We start from the raw sequence: 18,481 nt of genomic DNA, 5'->3' as shown, positions 1-18,481 counted from the left end.
GCGCTCCGCTCCGGACGCACCACCCAGCACGCGGAGCACCGGGCGCGCTGCTCCGCGGGGCGCAGGGCCTGCTCGGGGCGCGGCGCCGCCACGCGCACGGACGCATTCGGGGCACCGCGCCGCCAGGGGCACGAGCACGCCCGAGACGTCCGCCCAAGGGGCACACCGGCACGCCCGGGGCGCCATGCCGACAGGCGCACTGGCAAGCTCGGGGCGGAGGCGCCCGCCCCAAAGGCACACACGGGGGCGGTGCCGACAGGGGCACGAGACGCTTGGCCCACCACCGGGCGCACTCCGCCCCGGACGCACCACTCGGCACGCGGAGCACCAGGCGCACTGCGCCGCAGAGCGCAGGGCCCGCTCGGGACGCCGCGCCAGCAGGCACACGGGTGCTTTCGGCACGCCGCGCCGCCAAGCGCACAGGCACGCGCGAGACGCCCGCCCAACGGGCGCACAAGCACGCTCGGGGGCCGCGCCTCCAGGCGCGCGAGCACGCACGGGGTGCCCCGCCCAACGGGCACACAAGCACGCACGGAGGCCGCATCGGCAGGCGCACGAGCACGCCCGGGGGCCGCGACGACAAGCTCACTGGCGAACTCGGGGCGCACGCACGTCCGAGGCGCCCGCCCAACGGGCATCCCCGCACGCTCGGGGTGCCCTGCTGACAGGCTCACGAGCACGCCCGGGTGCCGCGCCGACAGGCGCACGGGCACGCCCGGGGAGCCCCGCGCCGCCAGGTGTACGAGTGCGATTGGGGGCCGTACCCCCGTGTGTGCCGGTCGGGGCGCGCGTTGGGGCGTCGGGAGGTGGTCAGTGAGGTGTGGCTGTGTCCAGGAGGGGGCTCAGTTCGCGGGCCACGGTTTCCAGGGGACGTACGCCTCCTTCGGCGCGGGCCATGATGATCGCTCCTTCCAGGGAGCTGATCATCAGCGTGGCCAGCGGCTCGGCCCGCTCGGCCGGTACGCCCATGCCTGCCAGGGCCTCCGCGACCGGCGCCCGCCAGGCCGTGAACGCGGCGGCCGCCGCCTCCCGGGTGGACGCGTGGGTCGAGGCGCAGTCCACCGTCGCCGCGGCAACCGGGCAGCCCGAGAGGGATCCGGCCGTCTCGTACTCGTCGGTCCACTGCCGGACCATGGCGGCGAAGAGCCCGCCCGGTGTCGGCTCGACCAGGCCCGCCATGAAGCGGGCGACGCGCCGGCCCGCGTACCGGCCGGCCCAGGCCACCGCCTCGTTGACCAGCTGCTCCTTGCCGCCCGGGAAGTAGTGCTGGAGGGATCCACGGGGCGCGTCCGCGTGGGCGGCCACCTCCCGCATCCCGGTCGCGCCCACGCCGTCGCGCCGGATGAGCTGGGCCGCGCTGAAGACCATCCGCTCGCGCGGTCCCCGCTCGGTACCCGTCATCGTCGGCCTCCCGGCTCCGTACGCATCTCGCGCCCCACCCTATGACCGCCGTCATGAGCGCGGCTACTATGACCGCTGTCATAGCAAGGTCTCGACCTCAGGGCGGTCCTCGTGAACGTCGGCTTCATCGGTCTCGGAGTCATGGGGCAGCCCATGGCGCTCCGGCTGGCCCGCTCCGGCACTCCCCTCACCGTGTGGAACCGCACGGCCTCCCGTACCGCTCCCCTGCGCGCGGCCGGCGCCGAGGTGGCGGCTGACCCCGGCGGGGTGTTCGCCCGGTCGGACGTGGTGCTGTCGATGCTGGCGGACGACGCCGCCACCGACGCGGCCCTTGGCCGGGGCGGGCCGGACTTCGCCGCGCGTGTCGCGGGGCGGGTGGTCGTCCACATGGGCACCACCTCGCCCGCCTACTCACGCGCCCTGGAGGCCGACGTACGCGCGGCGGGCGGGAGTTACGTCGAGGCGCCCGTCTCCGGTTCCCGCGTCCCGGCGGAGAACGGCCACCTGGTGGCGATGCTGGCCGGTGAGGAGCGAGCGGTGCGGACCGTACGCCCGCTGCTCGCCCCCCTGTGCCGGCAGACGTTCGTGTGCGGCCCCGCGCCGGGCGCGCTGCTGACGAAGCTGTCGGTGAACCTCTTCCTGATCACGCTGGTGACCGGGCTCACCGAGGCGTTCCACTTCGCCGAGCGGCAGGGACTCGACCCGCGGCTGTTCCTCGAGGTCCTGGACGCGGGCCCGATGGCCAGCCCGGTCTCCCGGATGAAGGCGCCCAAGCTGCTGTCCGGGGACTTCGACGTCCAGGCGGCCGTCCTCGACGTGCTGAAGAACAACCGGCTGATCGCCGAGGCGGCACGCGTGTCCGGCACCGCCTCCCCGCTGCTCGACGTGTGCCACGCCCTGTTCGAGGAGACGGTGTCGCTCGGCCACGGCGGACAGGACATGGTGGCGGTCCTGCGGGCGATCGAGAGCCGGACCCGCACGGGCGCCGCCGCTGAGCAGGGCGCGCCTCACCCGCCGGCGGCGCCCTTGGGGATGCCGTAGGCCCGTTCCACCCGCAGGCGGAGCACCAGGCGGCGCTCGCGGACCATGGCGGCGCGGTAATCGTCCCAGTCGGGGTGCTCGCCGAGGACGTCCCGGTAGAGGCGGACCAGTTCCTCGACGGTCTCGTCGTACCGGTCCGCGGCGACCGGTGACAGGTCCGCGGTGCCCTCGGCGACCGTGTAGGCCCACCGGTCCGGGCTGGTGACGTGGTAGGACGCCCGCGGGTCCCGGCGCAGATTGCGGGTCTTGGCGCGGTCGTCGGTGATCGAGACGCGGACGACCCGCTCGTCAGGGTCGTAGGCGTGAGCGACGTTCGACAGCTGGGGCCGACCGTCCCGCTTGAGGGTGACCAGCACCCCGCCGCGGCTTTCGGAGAGCAGCGCGAGCAGGGCTTCCTGCACAGCGTCGTACGGCGTGTCCTGAGTCATATCCCGGTCAACCAGGGGGGCCGAGCCGCGCATTCCCCAGTGGTCGCTCCCCCGGCCGAGAGACTGCTGCCGTAGAGGGTGGGAGCGGGGATCCCGGCGGTCGCCCGCCGGGTTTCCCGCTTCGTCGCCGACTGCCCGGTCGGGAGCAGCCTGGTCCGGGTCCGGCCGCCGGTGCGGCCCTGGTCCGCCCGCCTCAGGAAAGGTGCGCCACCGCGTCCAGATGGGGCAGGTGGTGGTCGAGCCGCTCCCGCTTGGTCCGCAGGTAGGTGATGTTGTTCTCGCACGGCGGGATCAGCAGCGGGACCTGCTCGGCGACTTGGATGCCGTGCCGCACCAACGCCTCCCGCTTGCGCGGGTTGTTGGACAGCAGACGTACCGAGCGCACGCCCAGGTCGTGCAGCATCCCGGCGGCGACGCCGTAGTCGCGGGCGTCGACCGGCAGGCCGAGCGCCAGGTTGGCCTCGACCGTGTCCAGGCCCTCCGCCTGAAGGGCCATCGCCCGCAGCTTGGCGAGCAGCCCGATGCCCCGGCCCTCGTGACCTCGCAAGTAGACGACGATGCCGCTGCCTTCGGCGACGACCGCGCGCAGCGCGGCGGCGAGCTGGTCGCCGCACTCGCAGTGCTGGGAGCCGAAGGCGTCCCCGGTCAGGCACTCCGAGTGCAGCCGGACCAGGACCCGGTCGGTGCCGATGTCCCCGTGCACCAGCGCGACTTGTTCGTCACCGCGGTCGTGGTCCAGGTAGCCGACCGCCTGGAATTTCCCGTACACGCTGGGCAGCGGGGCATTCACGACGCGCTCCACGCCCGTGCGCCGGGTCGACTTCTTGCCGAGTACGCCGAGGTCTTCTGTCATGATCTGATTCCTAAGCAGAGACGAAAGGCCGGAAAACAATGAGTGGTTCGGGAACGCGGCCGACGGCACATGGTCTGTTGCCGGCGGACACCACGCAAGACGTACGGACGCGGGGGGCGGACCTCTCACGACAGGTGGCGGTCCTGCCGGTGGGCAGTTTCGAACAGCACGGCCCGTTCCTCCCGTTGGCGACCGACACGCTGGTCGCCTGTGCCATCGCCCGCCGGATGGCCGACGCGTACCCGGTGCACCTCCTTCCACCGGTGACGATCTCCTGCTCGCACGAGCACGCCGCCTGGCCGGGAACCGTCAGCATCTCTTCCGTGACCCTTCATGCGGTGGTGCGGGACATCGCGGACTCACTGCGCCGCTCCGGCGTCGAGGCCCTGGTGGTCGTCAACGGTCACGGTGGCAACTACGTGCTGGGCAACGTCGTTCAGGAGGCCTCCGCGCGCGGTGAGCGCCTCGCGCTGTTCCCCGCCGCGGAGGACTGGCAGACGGCCCTCGATGCGGCCGGGGTGCGCACCTCGCCGCTCACCGACATGCACGCGGGGGAAATCGAGACCTCCATTCTTCTGCACGCCCATCCGGAAATGGTCCGGGCCGGTTACGAGTCCGCCGATTTCGTCGCGGACGACCGGCGGCATCTGCTCACCGCCGGAATGTCCGCCTATACCGAATCGGGCGTCATCGGCCGCCCTTCCCTGGGTTCCGCGGAAAAGGGCGAGGAACTGCTGAACAGCCTGGCGGATTCCTTCGGTCCGTATTTCTCGCTGCTCACGTCCGAGGGCTTGGAGTTGCCGGGGAGCGGGCGCGGATAGTCCCCGTCGAAGGCGCGGCCGAGTTCCGGGGCCGGTTCGGCGGGACGGGACCCGGCGCGCATCCCGGTGTACCAGCGGGCGACGAGGACGAGCGCGCCCGGCAGGCCGGCCACGAAGCTCAGCACCCCGTACACCACGGCCACGGCCACTCCGGTGCTCGCGCCGAGTCCGGCGGCACCGAACGCCCAGGCGGCGACGCCCTCGCGGGGCCCGAACCCGCCCACGTTCAGCGGCAGTCCCATCGCGACGAGCGCGAGGACGGCCAGGGGCAGCAGGACGAGCACCGGGGCGGCGGGGCCGGCGACGTGCGCGGCGACCACGAACATCCCGATGTGTCCGGCCAGGACGACGGCCGAGGACAGCGCGACGCCCGGCCCGTTGCGGCGGGACAGCAGCCCCTCGCGGGCCTCGGCGAGGGTGCGGCGCAGGGCCCGCCCCCGACGCGAGGGCGCGCGGTTCATACGCAGGGCGAGGACGATGGCGAACGCGCCGGCGGCGGCGAAGGCGAGCAGGGCCGCGAGGTGCCGCGTCTGGTCGCGCACGGGGGACGGCAGGGCGAGCAGGACCGCCGCGCCGGTGACGGCGAGCGCGATCTGCCCGGCGACCCGTTCGAGGACCACGGCCCGCACGCCGCGCCCCAGATCGCCGGCACTCTGCCCGTGCCGCACCGCCCGGTGCACGTCACCCAGGACGCCGCCGGGCAGCGCAGCGTTCAGGAACAGCGCACGGTAGTAGTCGGCCACCGCCTGGCCGAGCGGCAGCCGGATGCGCAGGCCACGGGCCACCAACTGCCAGCGCCAGGCACTGAACACGGTGGTGACCAGCCCGATGCCCAGCGCCAGGAGGAGGGTCGGCGTGTCGATCCGCCGCAGCCCGTCCAGGAAGACGCCGGTGCCCAGCCGCCACAACAGGACGGCGAGGATGGCGACTCCGGCGACAGTGCCGAAGTGGGTACGCAGGGCACGGGTGTTGAGGCGGGAGAGCGCCGCGAGGAGGGTACGACCGCGGAGGGCGCCGCCTGATGTGCCGCGGGGACGGGACACATTGGGCGCGTCGGACACGTTGGGAGCGTCGGTCCCGTCAGGTGCGCCGAGCGCGTCGGGGGCGCCGGACGCGTCGTGCTCCCCCGCCTCCCGGTCGCGTACGAGAGGTGCGTCCACCGTCTGCGCGCTCATGCGGCACGATCCGTCGGCCGGGACAGCGCCAGCAGGTCGTTGTGGTGCACGACGGCCCTCAACTCCCCCGCCGCGCAGGCCTCCAGGCGGTCGGCGAGGTAGCGGTCGGCGCGCGGCTTCAGCTCGGGACGCTGTTCCACGGCCGCGCCGACCCAGCCGCGTAGCCACTGGGCGGTCAGTTCGCGCTGGTCGGGGCCGAGCCGCCAGGCACTCGGGTGCAGCCGTACGGTGGCGCCGTGCGCGGCGAAGGCCTCGCAGGCCGCGTCGACCGCGTCGGGACCGAGCAGCCCGCTGCGCCTCTGGTGGGCGTTGAACGCCTCGGTGATCTCGGCGTCCAGCGGATCGGCCGGGGTCAGTTCGACCCGGCCGGCCACCGAGAGGGTCAGCAGCGCCGGGCAGCCCGCCCCGGCGCAGGCCGCGGCGAGGGTGTCGATCTCCTCGCGGGTCAGGACGTCCAGCAGCGCGGAGGCCGTGACCAGGGACGCGCCGGACAGAGCGTCCGGGGTGAGCCGGGCCACGTCGCCGCGCCGCGTCTCGACGGTGACCCGGCTGCCGTCGGCGGCCGCGCGCGGGGAGGCCACCGCCGCGAAGTGCAGCAGGTAGGGGTCGCGGTCGTGCAGGACCCAGTGCTGGGCGCCGTCCAGCCGGGAGGCGAGCCAGCGGCCCATCGAGCCGGTGCCGCACCCCAGGTCGTGCACGACGAGCCCGCCGTGCCGGCTCGGCAGGTTGACCAGCCGGATCCGCAGCGGATCGAGCAGTTCCGTCGCCCGCGCGGCGGCGTCCGCCGCCTCCCGGAGCTGCAACCACTCGGGGGCGTACCGAGGCGGCTCCTCCTGCGCCACGTCCTCCCGAAGCCTTACGGTGGCCCGCTCCCCGGGCCGCTGCGCGGGCCCGGCCCCCGGAATCACCGCCGGGGTCTCGGAGTACTGAGCCGCCTGCGGGGAGAACGCGCCGGATTCCGCCATGGCCGAGGGGTCCTTTCCTGCGAGCCGCGCCGTCTCGGGGGCCGACCGCCCCGCCGCGCCCGAAGCGGCGCCGTGGGCGGGGCCGAACCGCTCCCGCGGGCCCGGCCGGGACGGGACGGCGTCGGTGGGCCGGGCGGCCTCCGTGGACGTATCCGGCGTGGTCATGCCGCCCTCCTGGGTTCCTTCGGCAGCCGGCCGAGCACGCCGGCCAGGCTGCGCGCGGTGTTGGCCCAGCCGTCGAGGGCGGCGCGCCGGCCGCGGGCGGCAGACTTCAGCCGGCGCCGGACGTCGGTCTCGCCGAACCAGCCACGCAGCTCGGCGGCGAGGGCCGCGGGGTCCTCCGGCGGTACGAGGATGCCGGGCACCCCGCCGTCGGGAGCGCGGCCGACCGCCTCTCCCACCCCTCCGACGTCGGTCGCGAGCACCGGGACGCCCCGGGCGAGGGCCTCGGTGACCGCCATGCCGTACGTCTCCGCGTAGGAGGCGAGGACCATCAGGTCAGCGGCGGCGTAGCTGGCGTCGAGCTCGGCTCCGGTCCGCGGTCCGACCAGGTGGAAACGGTCCTGCAGGCCGTACTCCGCGATCAGGTCGCGCAACCGGTCGACGTAGGCGGGGTCCTGGGTGAGCGCGCCGACGCACGTGCAGCTCCAGGGCAGGTCGGTGACCGCGGCCAGCGCCTCCACCAGCCGGTGCTGCCCCTTGCGCGGGGTGACGGAGGCGACGCACAGCAGCCGGGAGACCCCGTCGGTGCCGGGCGCGAGCGGCGCGATGTCGGCGCCGGGGGTGGCGGCGTGGACCCGGTCGGGGGCGAGGCCGTGGTGGGAGACGAGGCGGCGCACCGCCCAGTCGCTGGTGGCGACGACGGCGGACACCGCGCGCAGCACCTGGCGTTCCCTGGCGTCCAGTTCCGCCGCCACGGCCGGGTCGAGTCCCGTCTCGTCGCCGAGCGGCAGGTGGACGAGGACGGCCAGGCGCAGCCGCTCGGCCTCGGGCACGATGGTCTCGGGCACGCCGCAGGCGACCAGCCCGTCGAGGAGGACGACGGCACCGTCCGGCAACTCCCGCAGGACGCGGGCGAGTTCGTCACGGGCCCGGGCGTCGGGGCGGGGCCAGGAACCGTCCACGGGATGCGCCCTGACCTGCCAGCCGAAGCCGGGCAGGTCCAGGCTCACGCGGCGGTCGTAGGCGTTGCCGCCGCTCGGGGTGGCCGGGTCGTCGACGCCGCCCGGCAGGACGAAGTGCACGGTGCGCAGGGACATGGGGATGATCCCGACGTTCTCCGAGCCGGCGCGCTGCGCGGGCAGGTAGGCCAGGGGCGAGGGGCGGTGGACGGTCGTGTCGGTCACAGCGCACGCTCGTAGCTCGCCCAGGCGACGTGCGACTCGTGGAGGGTGACGGTGAGGCCGGCCAGGCCCTTGGCTCCCTCGCCCAGGGCGCCCTTGTGGATCCGTTCGGCGAGCCGGTCGGCGATGACCTTGGCCAGGAACTCCGTGGAGGTGTTGACGCCGGCGAAGTCGGGCTCGTGGTCGAGGTTGCGGTAGTTCAGCTCGCCGACCACGGCGCCCAGTTCCTGCGTGGCCAGTCCGATGTCGACGACGATGTTGTCGTCGTCCAGCTGCTCGCGCCGGAAGGTGGCATCCACGAGGAACGTGGCGCCGTGCAGACGCTGCGCGGGCCCGAAGACCTCGCCGCGGAAGCTGTGGGCGATCATGATGTGATCGCGGACGGTGATGCTGAACAACGGACGACCCTCCAGGTGCGGCGCGTCTGGTCCCCCGGCCGGTGCCTGCCGGGGGATGCCGTGTAGTACGGCTCTTCGCTTCCCGTTGTTCAGCGCCCTCTCACTCTTTTCTCAAGGTCAGGCGCTCTTGTCGTCCCGGATCGGACGATCCGTCATGATCGGTCGCCGTACCTGACCCGGTGGCACAGCGCCGGGATCTCCCCGGAGGCGAGCCTCGGCATCACCTCCGGCAGTTCCTCGAACGCGCTCTCCCCGGTGACGAGGGCGTCCAGGGCCGGGTCGGCGAGCAGGTCGAGCGCGAGGGCCAGCCGGTCGGCGTACGTGCGGCTGGAGCGGCGGGCCGGGGAGACGGTGCCGACCTGGCTGCCGCGGATGACCAGCCGGCGGGAGTGGAAGGCCTCGCCGAGCGGCAGGGCCACGCGCCGGTCGCCGTACCAGCTCAGTTCGAGGACCGTGCCCTCGGGGGTGAGCAGTTCCAGCGCGCGGGCAAGGCCCTGCTCGGTGGCGCTGGCGTGCACGACGAGGTCGCAGTCGCCGAGCGCGTCCCCGGGCAGCGCGAAGCCCACGCCGAGCGCCTCGGCGACCTCGGCGCGGGCCGGGTCCGCGTCCACCAGCTGGACGCGCACTCCGGGGAACCGGGCCAGGAGGGCGGCCACCGAGCAGCCCACCATGCCGCCGCCGACGACGGCGATACGGTCGCCGACCAGGGGCGCGGCGTCCCACAGCGCGTTCACGGCGGTCTCGACGGTGCCCGCGAGCACCGCCCGCCCGGCCGGCACGTTCTCCGGCACACGGGTCACCGCGCTCGCCGGGACGACGTAGCGGCTCTGGTGCGGATGGAGGCAGAAGACCGTGCGCCCGGTCAGCTCCTGCGGGCCCTCCTCCACCACCCCCACACTGAGGTAGCCGTACTTCACCGGGCCCGGGAAGTCGCCCTCCTGGAACGGCGCCCGCATGGCCTCGTACTGGCTCTCGGGCACCTGACCGCGGAACACGAGCGACTCCGTTCCGCGGCTGACCCCGGAGTACAGCGCGCGGACGACCACCTCGCCCGGCCCGGGTTCCGGAAGGTCCGTCCGGCGTATCTCGCCGTGCCCCGGCGAGGTCAGCCAGAAGGCGCGCGCGGAGCGGTTCATCGAGAATCCTCCTGAACGATCGGGAAGTTGTTCACGTACCGAGAAGTGCACAGGCCGCGCACAACGTACGCGGCGTTGATCGACTCTGTCACTCGGCCGGAGGGTGTTCGGTGGCCCTGAACAACACGTACGACGCACGGCTGGTCCAGCAGGAGACCGCGGTGGGAGCGGGCGCGCAGATCCTGTTGCTGGCCCTGCTCGGCCCGGCGATCGGCATGGGTCCCGCGGGCTGGGTGACCGGTCTGGTCTTCGCGGTCGCCACCTGGGCCGTGCTCTCCCGGGCGCTGCACCGGTCGCGGCTGCGTTCCTTCGGCCCGGCCAACCGGGTGACCCTGGGCCGGGCCGTTCTCGTCGGTGGGGTGACGGCGCTGGTCGCGGACTCCTTCGAGAGCGCGCCGCCGGTGTCGCTGCTGGTCGCGCTGACGACGGTGGCCCTGATCCTGGACGGCGTCGACGGCAAAGTGGCCCGCCGCACGGGCACCTCCACGGCGCTCGGCGCCCGCTTCGACATGGAGGTGGACGCGTTCTTGATCCTGGTGCTCAGCGTGTACGTCTCGGCGATGCTCGGCCCGTGGGTGCTGCTGATCGGCGGTATGCGGTACGTCTTCGTCGCCGCCGCCCGCGTGCTGCCCTGGCTGAACGCGCCCCTGCCGCCGAGCACCGCCCGCAAGACGGTCGCCGCGCTCCAGGGCGTCTGCCTGCTGCTCGCCGGCGCGGACCTGCTGCCCCTGCCGGCCACCGCCGGTGTGGTGCTGCTGGCGCTGGGACTGCTGGTGTGGTCGTTCGGACGGGACGTGCTGTGGCTGTGGTGGACGTCGCGGGTGCGGGGCGCCGCCACCGGGACCGGCGGCGTGCTGCGGGCCGCCCCGGTCGAGGAGGTACTGGAGCCGGCGCGGGCCGCGTGACGCCGCACCACGCCGACGGGCCCGGATCACGGGGGATGTGATCCGGGCCCGTACCGCGTGCGAGGGGCGCGGCGCGTGCGGACTGTGGAGCGCCGGTGCCGGGCCGCCGCGCCCCTGCCGAGGGGCCGCGCCCGTCCGCCCGCGGGGCCGGGCTCAGGCGGCCGCGCGCCCCAGCTCCCCGTGCGCGCGCACGATGTCGGCGTACCGGTGGCCGCTGCCCTTGATGGTGCGGGCCTGGGTGGCGTAGTCGACGTGGACGAGGCCGAAGCGCTTGGCGTAGCCGTACGCCCACTCGAAGTTGTCCAGCAGCGACCAGGCGAAGTAGCCGGCCAGCGGGGCGCCCTTGCGGGCGGCGGAGGCGCAGGCGGCCAGGTGCCCCACGAGATAGTCCTGGCGCTCGGGGTCGTCGACCGTGCCGTCGGGGCCCACGGTGTCGGGGAAGGCGGAGCCGTTCTCGGTGACGTAGAGCTTCCGGGCGCCGTACTCGTGGGTGAGGCGCAGCAGCAGCGTCTCGATGCCGGACGCGTCGATCTCCCAGTCCATGCCGGTGCGGGGCACGTCCGGGCGGCGTACGGAGCGGGCGTGGGGCACCGGGCTCGCGGGGTCGTCGGCCACCGTCGCCGGGAAGTAGTAGTTGAGGCCGAGCCAGTCCAGCGGGGCGGCGATGATGTCGAGGTCGCCGGGGCGTTCGGGGAGGTCGACGCCGTAGACCTCGCGCATGTCGGCGGGGAAGCCGCGGCCGTGGACGGGGTCCAGCCACCAGCGGTTGACGTGGCCGTCGTGGCGGCGGGCGGCGGCCTCGTCCTCGGGACTGTCGCTTGCCGGGAAGACGGTGGAGAGGTTGTTGACGATGCCGACCTCGGCGCCGGACGTCGCGGCGCGGATCGCGTGGGCGGCGAGGCCGTGGCCGAGGAGCAGGTGGTAGGAGGCGCGGACCGCAGCCGTCAGATCGGTCAGGCCGGGGGCCATCTTGCCCTCGAGGTGTCCGATCCAGGCGGAGCACGAGGGTTCGTTGAGGGTGGTCCAGTGGGACACCCGGTCGCCGAGGCGTTCGGCGACGACCGAGGCGTAGGTGGCGAAGTGCTCTGCGGTTTCGCGCTCTGGCCAGCCGCCGCGGTCCTGGAGGGCCTGCGGCAGGTCCCAGTGGTAGAGGGTGACGGAGGGGGTGATGCCCGCCGCCAGCAGTCCGTCGATCAACTCGTCGTAGAAGTCGAGGCCCTTGGGGTTCACGAGGCCGTCGCCGTCCGGCATCACGCGCGGCCAGGCGATCGACGACCGGTAGGCGTTCAGGCCCAGTCGGCTCATCAGCGCGACGTCCTCGCGCCAGCGGTGGTAGTGGTCGCAGGCGGTGTCGCCGTGATCGTCGTTGTCGATCTTGCCGGGGGTGTGGGAGAAGGTGTCCCAGATGGACGGCGAGCGGCCGTCCTCGGCGACGGCTCCCTCGATCTGGTACGCCGATGTGGCCGTGCCCCACCGGAAGTCGTGCGGGAGTGCGGCGAGGTCGATGGCGTCGAACACGGAAGTCCTTTCGAGACTTGGGGTGTTGGCGGTCACTTCACCGCTCCCGCGGTGAGCCCCGCGACGAGGTAGCGCTGAAGCAGCAGGAAGCCGGCGACCACGGGCACGCTGACGACGAGCGAGGCGGCCATGATCTGGTTCCAGTACACGTCGTACTGCGTGGAGTAGCCCTGGAGGCCCACCGCGAGTGTGCGGGTGGTGTCGTTGGTCATGACGGACGCGAAGAGCACCTCGCCCCAGGCGGTCATGAAGGCGTACACGGCGACGGCGACGATGCCGGGGATCGCGGCCGGCACGACGACCCGGAACAGCGCGCCGAGCGGCCCGCAGCCGTCCACCAGAGCCGCCTCGTCCAGATCGCGCGGGACCGAGTCGAAGTACCCGATCAGCATCCAGATCGAGAACGGCAGCGAGAAGGTGAGGTACGTCAGGATGAGGCCGCCGCGCGAGCCGAACAGGGCGATGCCGGTGGCGTTGCCGATGTTGACGTAGAGCAGGAACAGCGGGAGGAGGAAGAGGATGCCCGGGAACATCTGCGTCGACAGGACGGTGACCGTGAAGACGCGCTTGCCGTGGAAGTTGTAACGGCTGACGGCGTACGCGGAGAACACCGCGATCACCACCGAGCAGACCGTCGCCGCGCCCGCCACGATGAGCGAGTTGACGAAGTACCGGGCGAGCGGGACCGTCGACCAGATGTCGATGTAGGGGCGGAAGGTCAGACCGCTCGGCAGCCAGCGGAACTTGCCGGTGACGTCCGCGAGCGGCTTCAGCGAGCTGGAGACCATCACGTAGACGGGCACCAGGACGAACCCGGTCAGCAGGGTGAGGAAGATCCGCCGGGTCCACAGGAAGGTGCGCGGCGGCGCCATCGGAGACCGGTGGGTTGCGGCCGTCGCGGCCTCGAGGGTGGTGTCAGACATCGGCGGACCTCCGTCCGCGTGAGGTGAGCGCGAGGTAGCCGCCGGTGACGACCAGCAGGAAGAGCAGCAGCAGGACGGACATGGCGGAGCCGGTGCCGAAGTTCCAGGTGACGAACGAGGCCTGGTAGATGTGGACCGAGATGAGGTCCGCGGCCTCGGGGGCGGCCTTGCCGAACAGCACGTACGGCGTGTTGAAGTCGTTGAACGTCCACAGGAACAGCACCAGGATCAGCACCTGGTTGACGGGCCGCAGGGACGGCAGGGTGATGCGGCGGATCTGCTGCCAGATGCCGGCGCCGTCCAGCGCGGCGGCCTCGTACAGCTCGCGCGGGATGTTCTGGAGTCCGGCCATGACGATGAGGAAGGCGAACGGCCAGCCCTTCCACACCGACACCGTCAGCAGCGCGATGAAGCTGTTGTCGCCGATGAGCCAGAACGACGGCTTGTCGGTGAGGTGCAGCTGGTCGTGCAGCACGTGGTTCACCAGGCCGTTGTCGTGCTGGAACATGAACACCCAGGTGATGACGGCCGCGTAGACCGGCAGCGCGTAGGGCACCAGGAACAGGGCGCGCAGCAGGCCGCGTCCGCGGAAGGTGTCCTGCATGCAGATCGCGGCCGCCGTGCCGATGAGCCAGCACAGGCCGACCGACAGCAGGGTGAAGGCGACGGTGACGAGGAAGGAGTGCAGCAGCGCCTCGCCGACGGGGGCGTTGAAGTCCACCGACATGCGGTAGTTGTCGAGGCCGGACCAGGGGGCCGTGCCCCAGTCGCGGATGTAGAACTGGGTGAGCTCCTTGAAGCTCATCACGATGCCGATCACCATCGGCACCAGGTGGACCAGGAGTTCGAGCAGCAGGGCGGGCAGGAGCAGCAGGTACGGCAGCGAGACACGCCCGAGCCACCCGGGGCGGCGCGGTCCGCGCGCCGCCCCGGGTGACTTCACGGGTGCCGTCGTCCCGCCGGTGTGCGCGGGAGCGGTGGTCGTCATGTGGGTGTCCGCGCTCACTTCGCCGGCATCTGCTGCTGGGCCTTGAGCAGCTTGGCCTTCACCGACTCCGTGGTGATCGTGCGTCCGGCGGCGGCATCGGCGAACAGCTCCTTGACGGCCGTGCCGACGGTCGTCTCGAACTGGGACTCGTCGGCGACCTGCGGCAGCGCGGCGGCGCTCGTGGCGAGGGTTTCCTTCAGTACGGCGTTGTCCGGGGTGTTGAAGGCGGCGTCCGCCTGGGCGGCCTTGACCGGCGGGATGGAGGTGTAGGCCGTGTTGAGGATCTTCTGCTCCTCGTCGCTGGTCATGAACTTCACGAACTGCGTGGCGCCGTCGAGGTTGTGGCTGTTCTTGAAGACGGCCAGGTTGATGCCGGCGACCATCGAGTTGACCTGGGTGCCGGTGCCGGGGGTGCCGGACTGCACGGGGACCGGGGCGATGCCGTAGGCATCCGCGCTCATGCCCTGGGACTTGAGGTTGGAGGAGGCGGACTGCCACAGCAGCATCGCCGTCTTGCCCTTGGCGAAGTCGCTGACCGACTGGTTCTGCGCGTACTCGGCGTTGCCCTGCGGGATGGCCTTGTCCTTGGCCATCAGGTCGACGTACTGCTTGACCGCGGCGACCGTGCCGTCGCTCGTGAAGTCGGGCTTGCCGTCGGCGGTGAAGAAGTCGGCGCCGTGCTGCTTGGCGAAGACGAACACGTGGTGGATGTTCTCCGAGACGTTGGCGCCCTCGGCGCCGAGGACCTGCTTCCCCTTGGCCTGGATCTTCTTGCCGTCGGCGACCAGTTCGTCCCAGGTGGCCGGGGGCTTGGAGATTCCCGCGTCGGCGAAGATCTGCTTGTTGTAGTAGAGCGCGTACGCCATCGAGTACAGCGGCACGGCGGCCGGGTCCTGGCCCTGGGCGCCGGTCGAGCCGAGCGCGGAGTCGACGAAGCGGTCCTTGCCGCCGATCTTGTCGAAGTTCTTGGCGTCCCAGGGCAGCAGCCCCCCGGTCGCCTGGAGGGAGGCACTCCAGGTGTTGCCGATGTTGAGGACGTCGGGGCCCTGGCCCGAGGTGGTCGCGGCGAGGATCCGGTTCAGCAGGTCCGACCAGGGCACGACCTCCAGCTTCACCTTGATGCCCGTCTGCTTCTGGAACTTGTCGAGTTCGGGCTGGAGGACCTTCTTGTCGATCTCGATGCTGGCGCCCTGGTTGGAGGCCCAGTACGTGAGCGTCTTCGGCGAGTCGTTGGACCCGCCGCCCGTCGACGAACCGCCTCCGCAGGCCGAGACGGCAAGGGCGAGAGACATGGTGACGGCGCCTACGGCCGCGGCTCGAATGCTGCGCATGGCTCCTGGTGTCCCTTTCCGGGAGTCGAGAACCGCGAGGAGTCCTCCGGAGGCCGACACCGCTCTCGCTCCCGTGTCCCGTGCTCGTTCTCGTGCGATCGGGTCCGGTTCGCTCGGTTCGACTTCCGAAGGCGCCTCAGGGCTTAATTTAGGACGTGAGTTAAACCTCCGGGAGAGGACTCGTCAAGGGATCCGGCAAGGGCGAATCGGCGGTCGGCGACGGCGGAGGCGGCGCCGCCGACCCGATGCGGCCGGCACGCGCCGCCTGACCTGCGACAGGAGGGCGGGGAAGACGCAGTACAACGGTTGGGTCTCGGCGCCCGACGCGGACGCGCTCGGCGAGGGACGACGCATCCCTGTCGGCGACAGCAGGACTTGACACGATGTCACTTCCTGTCTGGCCGAACTCCGTCGCACCTCTTGACGCTTCCTTCACTCGCATGAAGCATTCACGGTCAAGAGAGCGCTCTCGAACCCCCCACCGTTCATTTCCTGAACAGGAGAGATCGCTCCATCCCTCTGTCCCGCCGCACTCCCATGGCCTGGCGGTGCGGTGACGAGCCGGCCCCTTCCCAGTGTGCGGGGACGAGTCGGCCCCTACCGATGCACGGGGAGGCGTCGGCGGTGGGGCCCCGAGACGCCCGCTGGGACCAAGCAGGGCTTTTGGGCCCTACCCGCATTCCCGTGCAGGGACTGTTCGGCCCTATCGGCACCCCGTACCCCTCCGGCGATCATGAGGCGGCGGCCGGGAGGGCCGGGTCCGTTCCTCAACCGGAGCACCTCCGGGCTCGTCGTTGTGTCGATGAACCAAGCAGATGCGGAGGGCACCGTCCGGTGGACGAGGTGCGCATACAACAGGCGGCGGCAGCGCGGCCGGAAGCCCCGCAAGACGGGGGCAAGGCCACGCCGGCCACCGGTACCGCGGTGGCGGACAAGGACGCGGCCCGTGGCCCAGTGACAGGAGGGCAGGCGGCCCCGGTCCCAGGACACGGCGCCGTGCGGCCCTCGTGGGTCGAGTGGCTGACCACCACCGACCACAAGAAGATCGGGACGCTGTATCTCGTCACCGCCTTCGCGTTCTTCGTCCTCGGTGGCGTGATGGCGCTGGCGATGCGGGCCGAACTCGCCCGGCCCGGACTGCAGATCATGTCGAACGAGCAGTTCAACCAAGCGTTCACGATGCACGGCTCGATCATGCTGCTGATGTTCGCGATGCCGCTCTTCACCGGCTTCGCGAACTGGATCATGCCGCTGCAGATCGGGGCGCCCGACGTCGCCTTCCCGCGGCTGAACATGCTCGCCTACTGGCTGTTCCTGCTCGGCTCCCTCATCGCCGCGGGCGGTTTCCTCACCCCGCAGGGCGCGGCCGACTTCGGCTGGTTCCTGTACGCGCCGCTGTCGGACGCGGTCCACTCGCCGGGCATCGGGTCCGACATGTGGATCATGGGTGTGGCGCTGTCCGGCTTCGGCAGCATCCTCGGCTCGGTCAACTTCATCACCACGATCATCTGCATGCGCGCGCCCGGCATGACGATGTTCCGCATGCCGATCTTCACCTGGAACGTGCTGCTGACCGCGCTCCTCGTGCTGCTCGTCTTCCCCGTGCTCGCGGCGGCGCTGTTCGCCCTGGAGATGGACCGCAAGTTCGGCAGCCACATCTTCGACTCGGCCAACGGCGGGGCACTGCTGTGGCAGCACCTGTTCTGGTTCTTCGGCCATCCCGAGGTGTACATCCTGGCGTTGCCGTTCTTCGGCATCGTCAGTGAGGTCATCCCGGTCTTCGCCCGCAAGCCGATGTTCGGCTACATGGGCCTGATCGGCGCCACCATCTCCATCGCGGGCCTGTCGCTGACCGTGTGGGCGCACCACATGTACGTCACCGGTGGCGTGCTGCTGCCGTTCTTCTCCTTCATGACGTTCCTGATCGCGGTCCCGACCGGGGTGAAGTTCTTCAACTGGCTCGGCACCATGTGGAAGGGGTCCCTGAGCTTCGAGACACCGATGCTGTGGACGGTGGGCTTCCTGATCACGTTCCTCTTCGGCGGTCTGACCGGAGTGATCCTGGCCTCCCCGCCGCTGGACTTCCATCTGTCCGACTCGTACTTCGTGGTGGCGCACTTCCACTACACGATCTTCGGCACGGTGGTGTACGCGATGTTCGCCGGATTCCACTTCTGGTGGCCGAAGTTCACGGGCAAGATGCTCGACGAACGACTCGGCAAGATCACGTTCTGGACGCTCACGGTGGGCTTCCACCTCACGTTCCTGGTGCAGCACTGGCTGGGCGTGGAAGGCATGCCGCGCCGGTACGCCGACTACCTCGCTGCCGACGGCTTCACCACGCTCAACACCCTGTCCACGGTCGGGTCGTTCCTGCTCGGCCTGTCGATCCTGCCGTTCTTCTACAACGTCTGGAAGACCGCCAAGTACGGCAAGCCGGTCGGCGTCGACGACCCGTGGGGCTACGGCCGCTCCCTGGAGTGGGCCACCTCCTGCCCGCCGCCGCGGCACAACTTCACCTCCCTGCCCCGCATTCGGACCGAGTCCCCGGCGTTCGACCTGCACCACCCGGAGATCTCCGGGATCACGGGTGTCACCGGGGTGGGCGTGGCCGCCGGTGTCGCCGGGGCGGTCGGGGCCGCAGGGGCCGCCGGACGGGCCGAGGTGGAAGAGGCGGCGAGGTAGGCCGTGCCCCACGCCGTCGCCGCCATGGGAGCCGCGGCGCTCACCACCGCGGGCTCCGTCTGGTACGTGCCGGCCCTCGCCGACCTGCGGGCCGGCGCGGACCGGCCCGAGTCCCGGCGCATCGCCGCCGCGGCCTGCGTGACCGGCTGGGCCGGCACGGGCGCTCTCGCCGTGCTGCTGCTCGTCGCCGAGGCATGGTGGACGCCGGTCGCCGCGGCCGTCGCCGGCGCCACCGTCGCCGGCGCCCTGCGCCTGCACGCCGCCGCCCGACGCAGACGCGAGGCCCGCGAGATGGCCCACCACTGGACTCATCTGGGCCACGTCCCACCCCCGACCGGCCCGTCCCACTCCCGCAACGTCGTCGCCACCGTCCTCGCCTGCGGCTTGGCCACGGCGGTGGCCGTGGCAGCCCTGCACGCCTTCTCCGGCCCGGCCGGCGGCCCCCGTTGGCTGACGGCCGCGGCCCCCGTCGCCGTCATGGGCGTGTTCCTCACCGCGGCAGCCGGGTACGCCCACGCGACGCGCCCCGCCACGGCCGGCGTCCGGGAACGGCGACGCCACTAGCGAGGC

Annotated in this window: 16 protein-coding genes and 1 pseudogene; 5 read left to right on the top strand and 12 right to left on the bottom strand. The window is 72.0% G+C overall.

Translation table 11 applies throughout. The features are described 5' to 3' along the window. Window positions 1-810: 810 nt before the first annotated feature. Window positions 811-1,401, bottom strand: coding sequence for a TetR/AcrR family transcriptional regulator (locus ACIQFZ_RS17120; RefSeq protein ID WP_402691562.1), 591 nt, complete (start codon window positions 1,399-1,401; stop codon window positions 811-813). 111 nt (window positions 1,402-1,512) lie between these two features. Here ACIQFZ_RS17120 and ACIQFZ_RS17115 point away from each other — a divergent pair, with 111 nt between their 5' ends. Next, entirely contained in the window at window positions 1,513-2,442 is a 930-nt protein-coding gene (locus tag ACIQFZ_RS17115) for an NAD(P)-dependent oxidoreductase (protein ID WP_365775219.1), read from the top strand. Here ACIQFZ_RS17115 and ACIQFZ_RS17110 read toward each other — a convergent pair. Both ACIQFZ_RS17110 and ribA read right to left on the bottom strand, forming a co-directional pair. Continuing rightward, the gene (locus ACIQFZ_RS17110; RefSeq protein WP_402691561.1) at window positions 2,409-2,870 is read right to left on the bottom strand and encodes a PPOX class F420-dependent oxidoreductase; all 462 of its coding nucleotides are present in this window, start codon (window positions 2,868-2,870) and stop codon (window positions 2,409-2,411) included. The two genes, ACIQFZ_RS17115 and ACIQFZ_RS17110, sit on opposite strands and share 34 nt — an antisense overlap. A gap of 193 nt (window positions 2,871-3,063) precedes the next feature. Continuing rightward, on the bottom strand, window positions 3,064-3,723 hold the full coding sequence (gene ribA / locus ACIQFZ_RS17105) for a GTP cyclohydrolase II (protein ID WP_383056847.1): 660 nt from the start codon (window positions 3,721-3,723) through the stop codon (window positions 3,064-3,066). 38 nt (window positions 3,724-3,761) lie between these two features. On the opposite strand from ribA, the pseudogene ACIQFZ_RS17100 reads away from it, so the two are divergent. Next, window positions 3,762-4,511, top strand: a pseudogene (locus tag ACIQFZ_RS17100) (creatininase family protein); the annotation flags it as partial. Here the strand turns inward: ACIQFZ_RS17100 and ACIQFZ_RS17095 are convergent. From ACIQFZ_RS17095 to ACIQFZ_RS17075, 5 genes are all read right to left on the bottom strand, one after another. Continuing rightward, the gene (locus ACIQFZ_RS17095; protein WP_402691560.1) at window positions 4,394-5,719 is read right to left on the bottom strand and encodes a lysylphosphatidylglycerol synthase transmembrane domain-containing protein; all 1,326 of its coding nucleotides are present in this window, start codon (window positions 5,717-5,719) and stop codon (window positions 4,394-4,396) included. The pseudogene ACIQFZ_RS17100 and the gene ACIQFZ_RS17095 overlap by 118 nt on opposite strands. Continuing rightward, window positions 5,716-6,684 (bottom strand): methyltransferase domain-containing protein, encoded by a 969-nt coding sequence (locus ACIQFZ_RS17090; protein WP_402691608.1) that lies wholly within the window; start codon window positions 6,682-6,684, stop codon window positions 5,716-5,718. Before ACIQFZ_RS17090 ends, ACIQFZ_RS17095 begins: the two co-directional genes overlap by 4 nt. Before the next feature lie 161 nt (window positions 6,685-6,845). Then, a complete protein-coding gene (locus tag ACIQFZ_RS17085; protein WP_402691559.1) occupies window positions 6,846-8,030 on the bottom strand; it encodes a glycosyltransferase family 4 protein in 1,185 nt (394 codons plus the stop codon). Further along, complete coding sequence (locus ACIQFZ_RS17080; RefSeq protein ID WP_361410197.1) at window positions 8,027-8,425, bottom strand: 6-carboxytetrahydropterin synthase; 399 nt, start codon at window positions 8,423-8,425, stop codon at window positions 8,027-8,029. Before ACIQFZ_RS17080 ends, ACIQFZ_RS17085 begins: the two co-directional genes overlap by 4 nt. Before the next feature lie 152 nt (window positions 8,426-8,577). Next, window positions 8,578-9,561, bottom strand: a complete 984-nt coding sequence (locus tag ACIQFZ_RS17075) for a zinc-binding alcohol dehydrogenase (protein WP_402691558.1) — start codon at window positions 9,559-9,561, stop codon at window positions 8,578-8,580. Between the two features lie 110 nt (window positions 9,562-9,671). Here ACIQFZ_RS17075 and ACIQFZ_RS17070 point away from each other — a divergent pair, with 110 nt between their 5' ends. Beyond that, window positions 9,672-10,466 (top strand): CDP-alcohol phosphatidyltransferase family protein, encoded by a 795-nt coding sequence (locus ACIQFZ_RS17070; protein WP_383056841.1) that lies wholly within the window; start codon window positions 9,672-9,674, stop codon window positions 10,464-10,466. 153 nt (window positions 10,467-10,619) lie between these two features. Here ACIQFZ_RS17070 and ACIQFZ_RS17065 read toward each other — a convergent pair whose 3' ends face one another. The 4 genes from ACIQFZ_RS17065 to ACIQFZ_RS17050 are packed head-to-tail and all read right to left on the bottom strand — an operon-like array spanning window position 10,620 to window position 15,226. Then, window positions 10,620-11,984: a GH1 family beta-glucosidase gene (locus tag ACIQFZ_RS17065; protein WP_402691557.1), complete on the bottom strand. Its 1,365-nt coding sequence runs from the start codon at window positions 11,982-11,984 to the stop codon at window positions 10,620-10,622. A 32-nt stretch (window positions 11,985-12,016) separates the two neighbouring features. After that, on the bottom strand, window positions 12,017-12,907 hold the full coding sequence (locus ACIQFZ_RS17060; RefSeq protein ID WP_365433840.1) for a carbohydrate ABC transporter permease: 891 nt from the start codon (window positions 12,905-12,907) through the stop codon (window positions 12,017-12,019). Then, a complete protein-coding gene (locus ACIQFZ_RS17055) occupies window positions 12,900-13,895 on the bottom strand; it encodes a carbohydrate ABC transporter permease (protein ID WP_376399591.1) in 996 nt (331 codons plus the stop codon). Before ACIQFZ_RS17055 ends, ACIQFZ_RS17060 begins: the two co-directional genes overlap by 8 nt. Before the next feature lie 14 nt (window positions 13,896-13,909). Further along, window positions 13,910-15,226 (bottom strand): ABC transporter substrate-binding protein, encoded by a 1,317-nt coding sequence (locus tag ACIQFZ_RS17050; RefSeq protein WP_402691556.1) that lies wholly within the window; start codon window positions 15,224-15,226, stop codon window positions 13,910-13,912. Window positions 15,227-16,222: 996 nt separating this feature from the next. Between ACIQFZ_RS17050 and ctaD the strand changes: the two genes are divergently transcribed. Further along, the gene (ctaD, locus tag ACIQFZ_RS17045) at window positions 16,223-17,911 is read left to right on the top strand and encodes a cytochrome c oxidase subunit I (RefSeq protein ID WP_402691555.1); all 1,689 of its coding nucleotides are present in this window, start codon (window positions 16,223-16,225) and stop codon (window positions 17,909-17,911) included. A gap of 3 nt (window positions 17,912-17,914) precedes the next feature. Then, window positions 17,915-18,475 carry a hypothetical protein gene (locus ACIQFZ_RS17040; RefSeq protein WP_383056836.1) on the top strand — a complete coding sequence of 187 codons (561 nt, stop codon included), beginning with the start codon at window positions 17,915-17,917 and terminating at the stop codon, window positions 18,473-18,475. The last annotated feature ends 6 nt before the right edge of the window (window positions 18,476-18,481 follow it).

The organism is Streptomyces sp. NPDC093064, assembly GCF_044754605.1.
Taxonomy (GTDB): domain Bacteria; phylum Actinomycetota; class Actinomycetes; order Streptomycetales; family Streptomycetaceae; genus Streptomyces.
Note: the sequence above shows the minus strand (reverse complement) of the source record. Positions and strands in the feature narration are given on the sequence as shown.

Excerpts from the sequence above, each read along its gene's own strand:
- ACIQFZ_RS17075 (WP_402691558.1), bottom strand. The coding sequence starts at position 9,561 with ATGAACCGCTCCGCGCGCGCCTTCTGGCTGACCTCGCCGGGGCACGGC.
- ACIQFZ_RS17060 (WP_365433840.1), bottom strand. The coding sequence starts at position 12,907 with ATGTCTGACACCACCCTCGAGGCCGCGACGGCCGCAACCCACCGGTCT.
- ACIQFZ_RS17055 (WP_376399591.1), bottom strand. The coding sequence starts at position 13,895 with ATGACGACCACCGCTCCCGCGCACACCGGCGGGACGACGGCACCCGTG.
- ACIQFZ_RS17090 (WP_402691608.1), bottom strand. The coding sequence starts at position 6,684 with ATGGCGGAATCCGGCGCGTTCTCCCCGCAGGCGGCTCAGTACTCCGAG.
- ACIQFZ_RS17110 (WP_402691561.1), bottom strand. The coding sequence starts at position 2,870 with ATGACTCAGGACACGCCGTACGACGCTGTGCAGGAAGCCCTGCTCGCG.
- ACIQFZ_RS17050 (WP_402691556.1), bottom strand. The coding sequence starts at position 15,226 with ATGCGCAGCATTCGAGCCGCGGCCGTAGGCGCCGTCACCATGTCTCTC.
- ribA (WP_383056847.1), bottom strand. The coding sequence starts at position 3,723 with ATGACAGAAGACCTCGGCGTACTCGGCAAGAAGTCGACCCGGCGCACG.
- ACIQFZ_RS17120 (WP_402691562.1), bottom strand. The coding sequence starts at position 1,401 with ATGACGGGTACCGAGCGGGGACCGCGCGAGCGGATGGTCTTCAGCGCG.
- ACIQFZ_RS17095 (WP_402691560.1), bottom strand. The coding sequence starts at position 5,719 with ATGAGCGCGCAGACGGTGGACGCACCTCTCGTACGCGACCGGGAGGCG.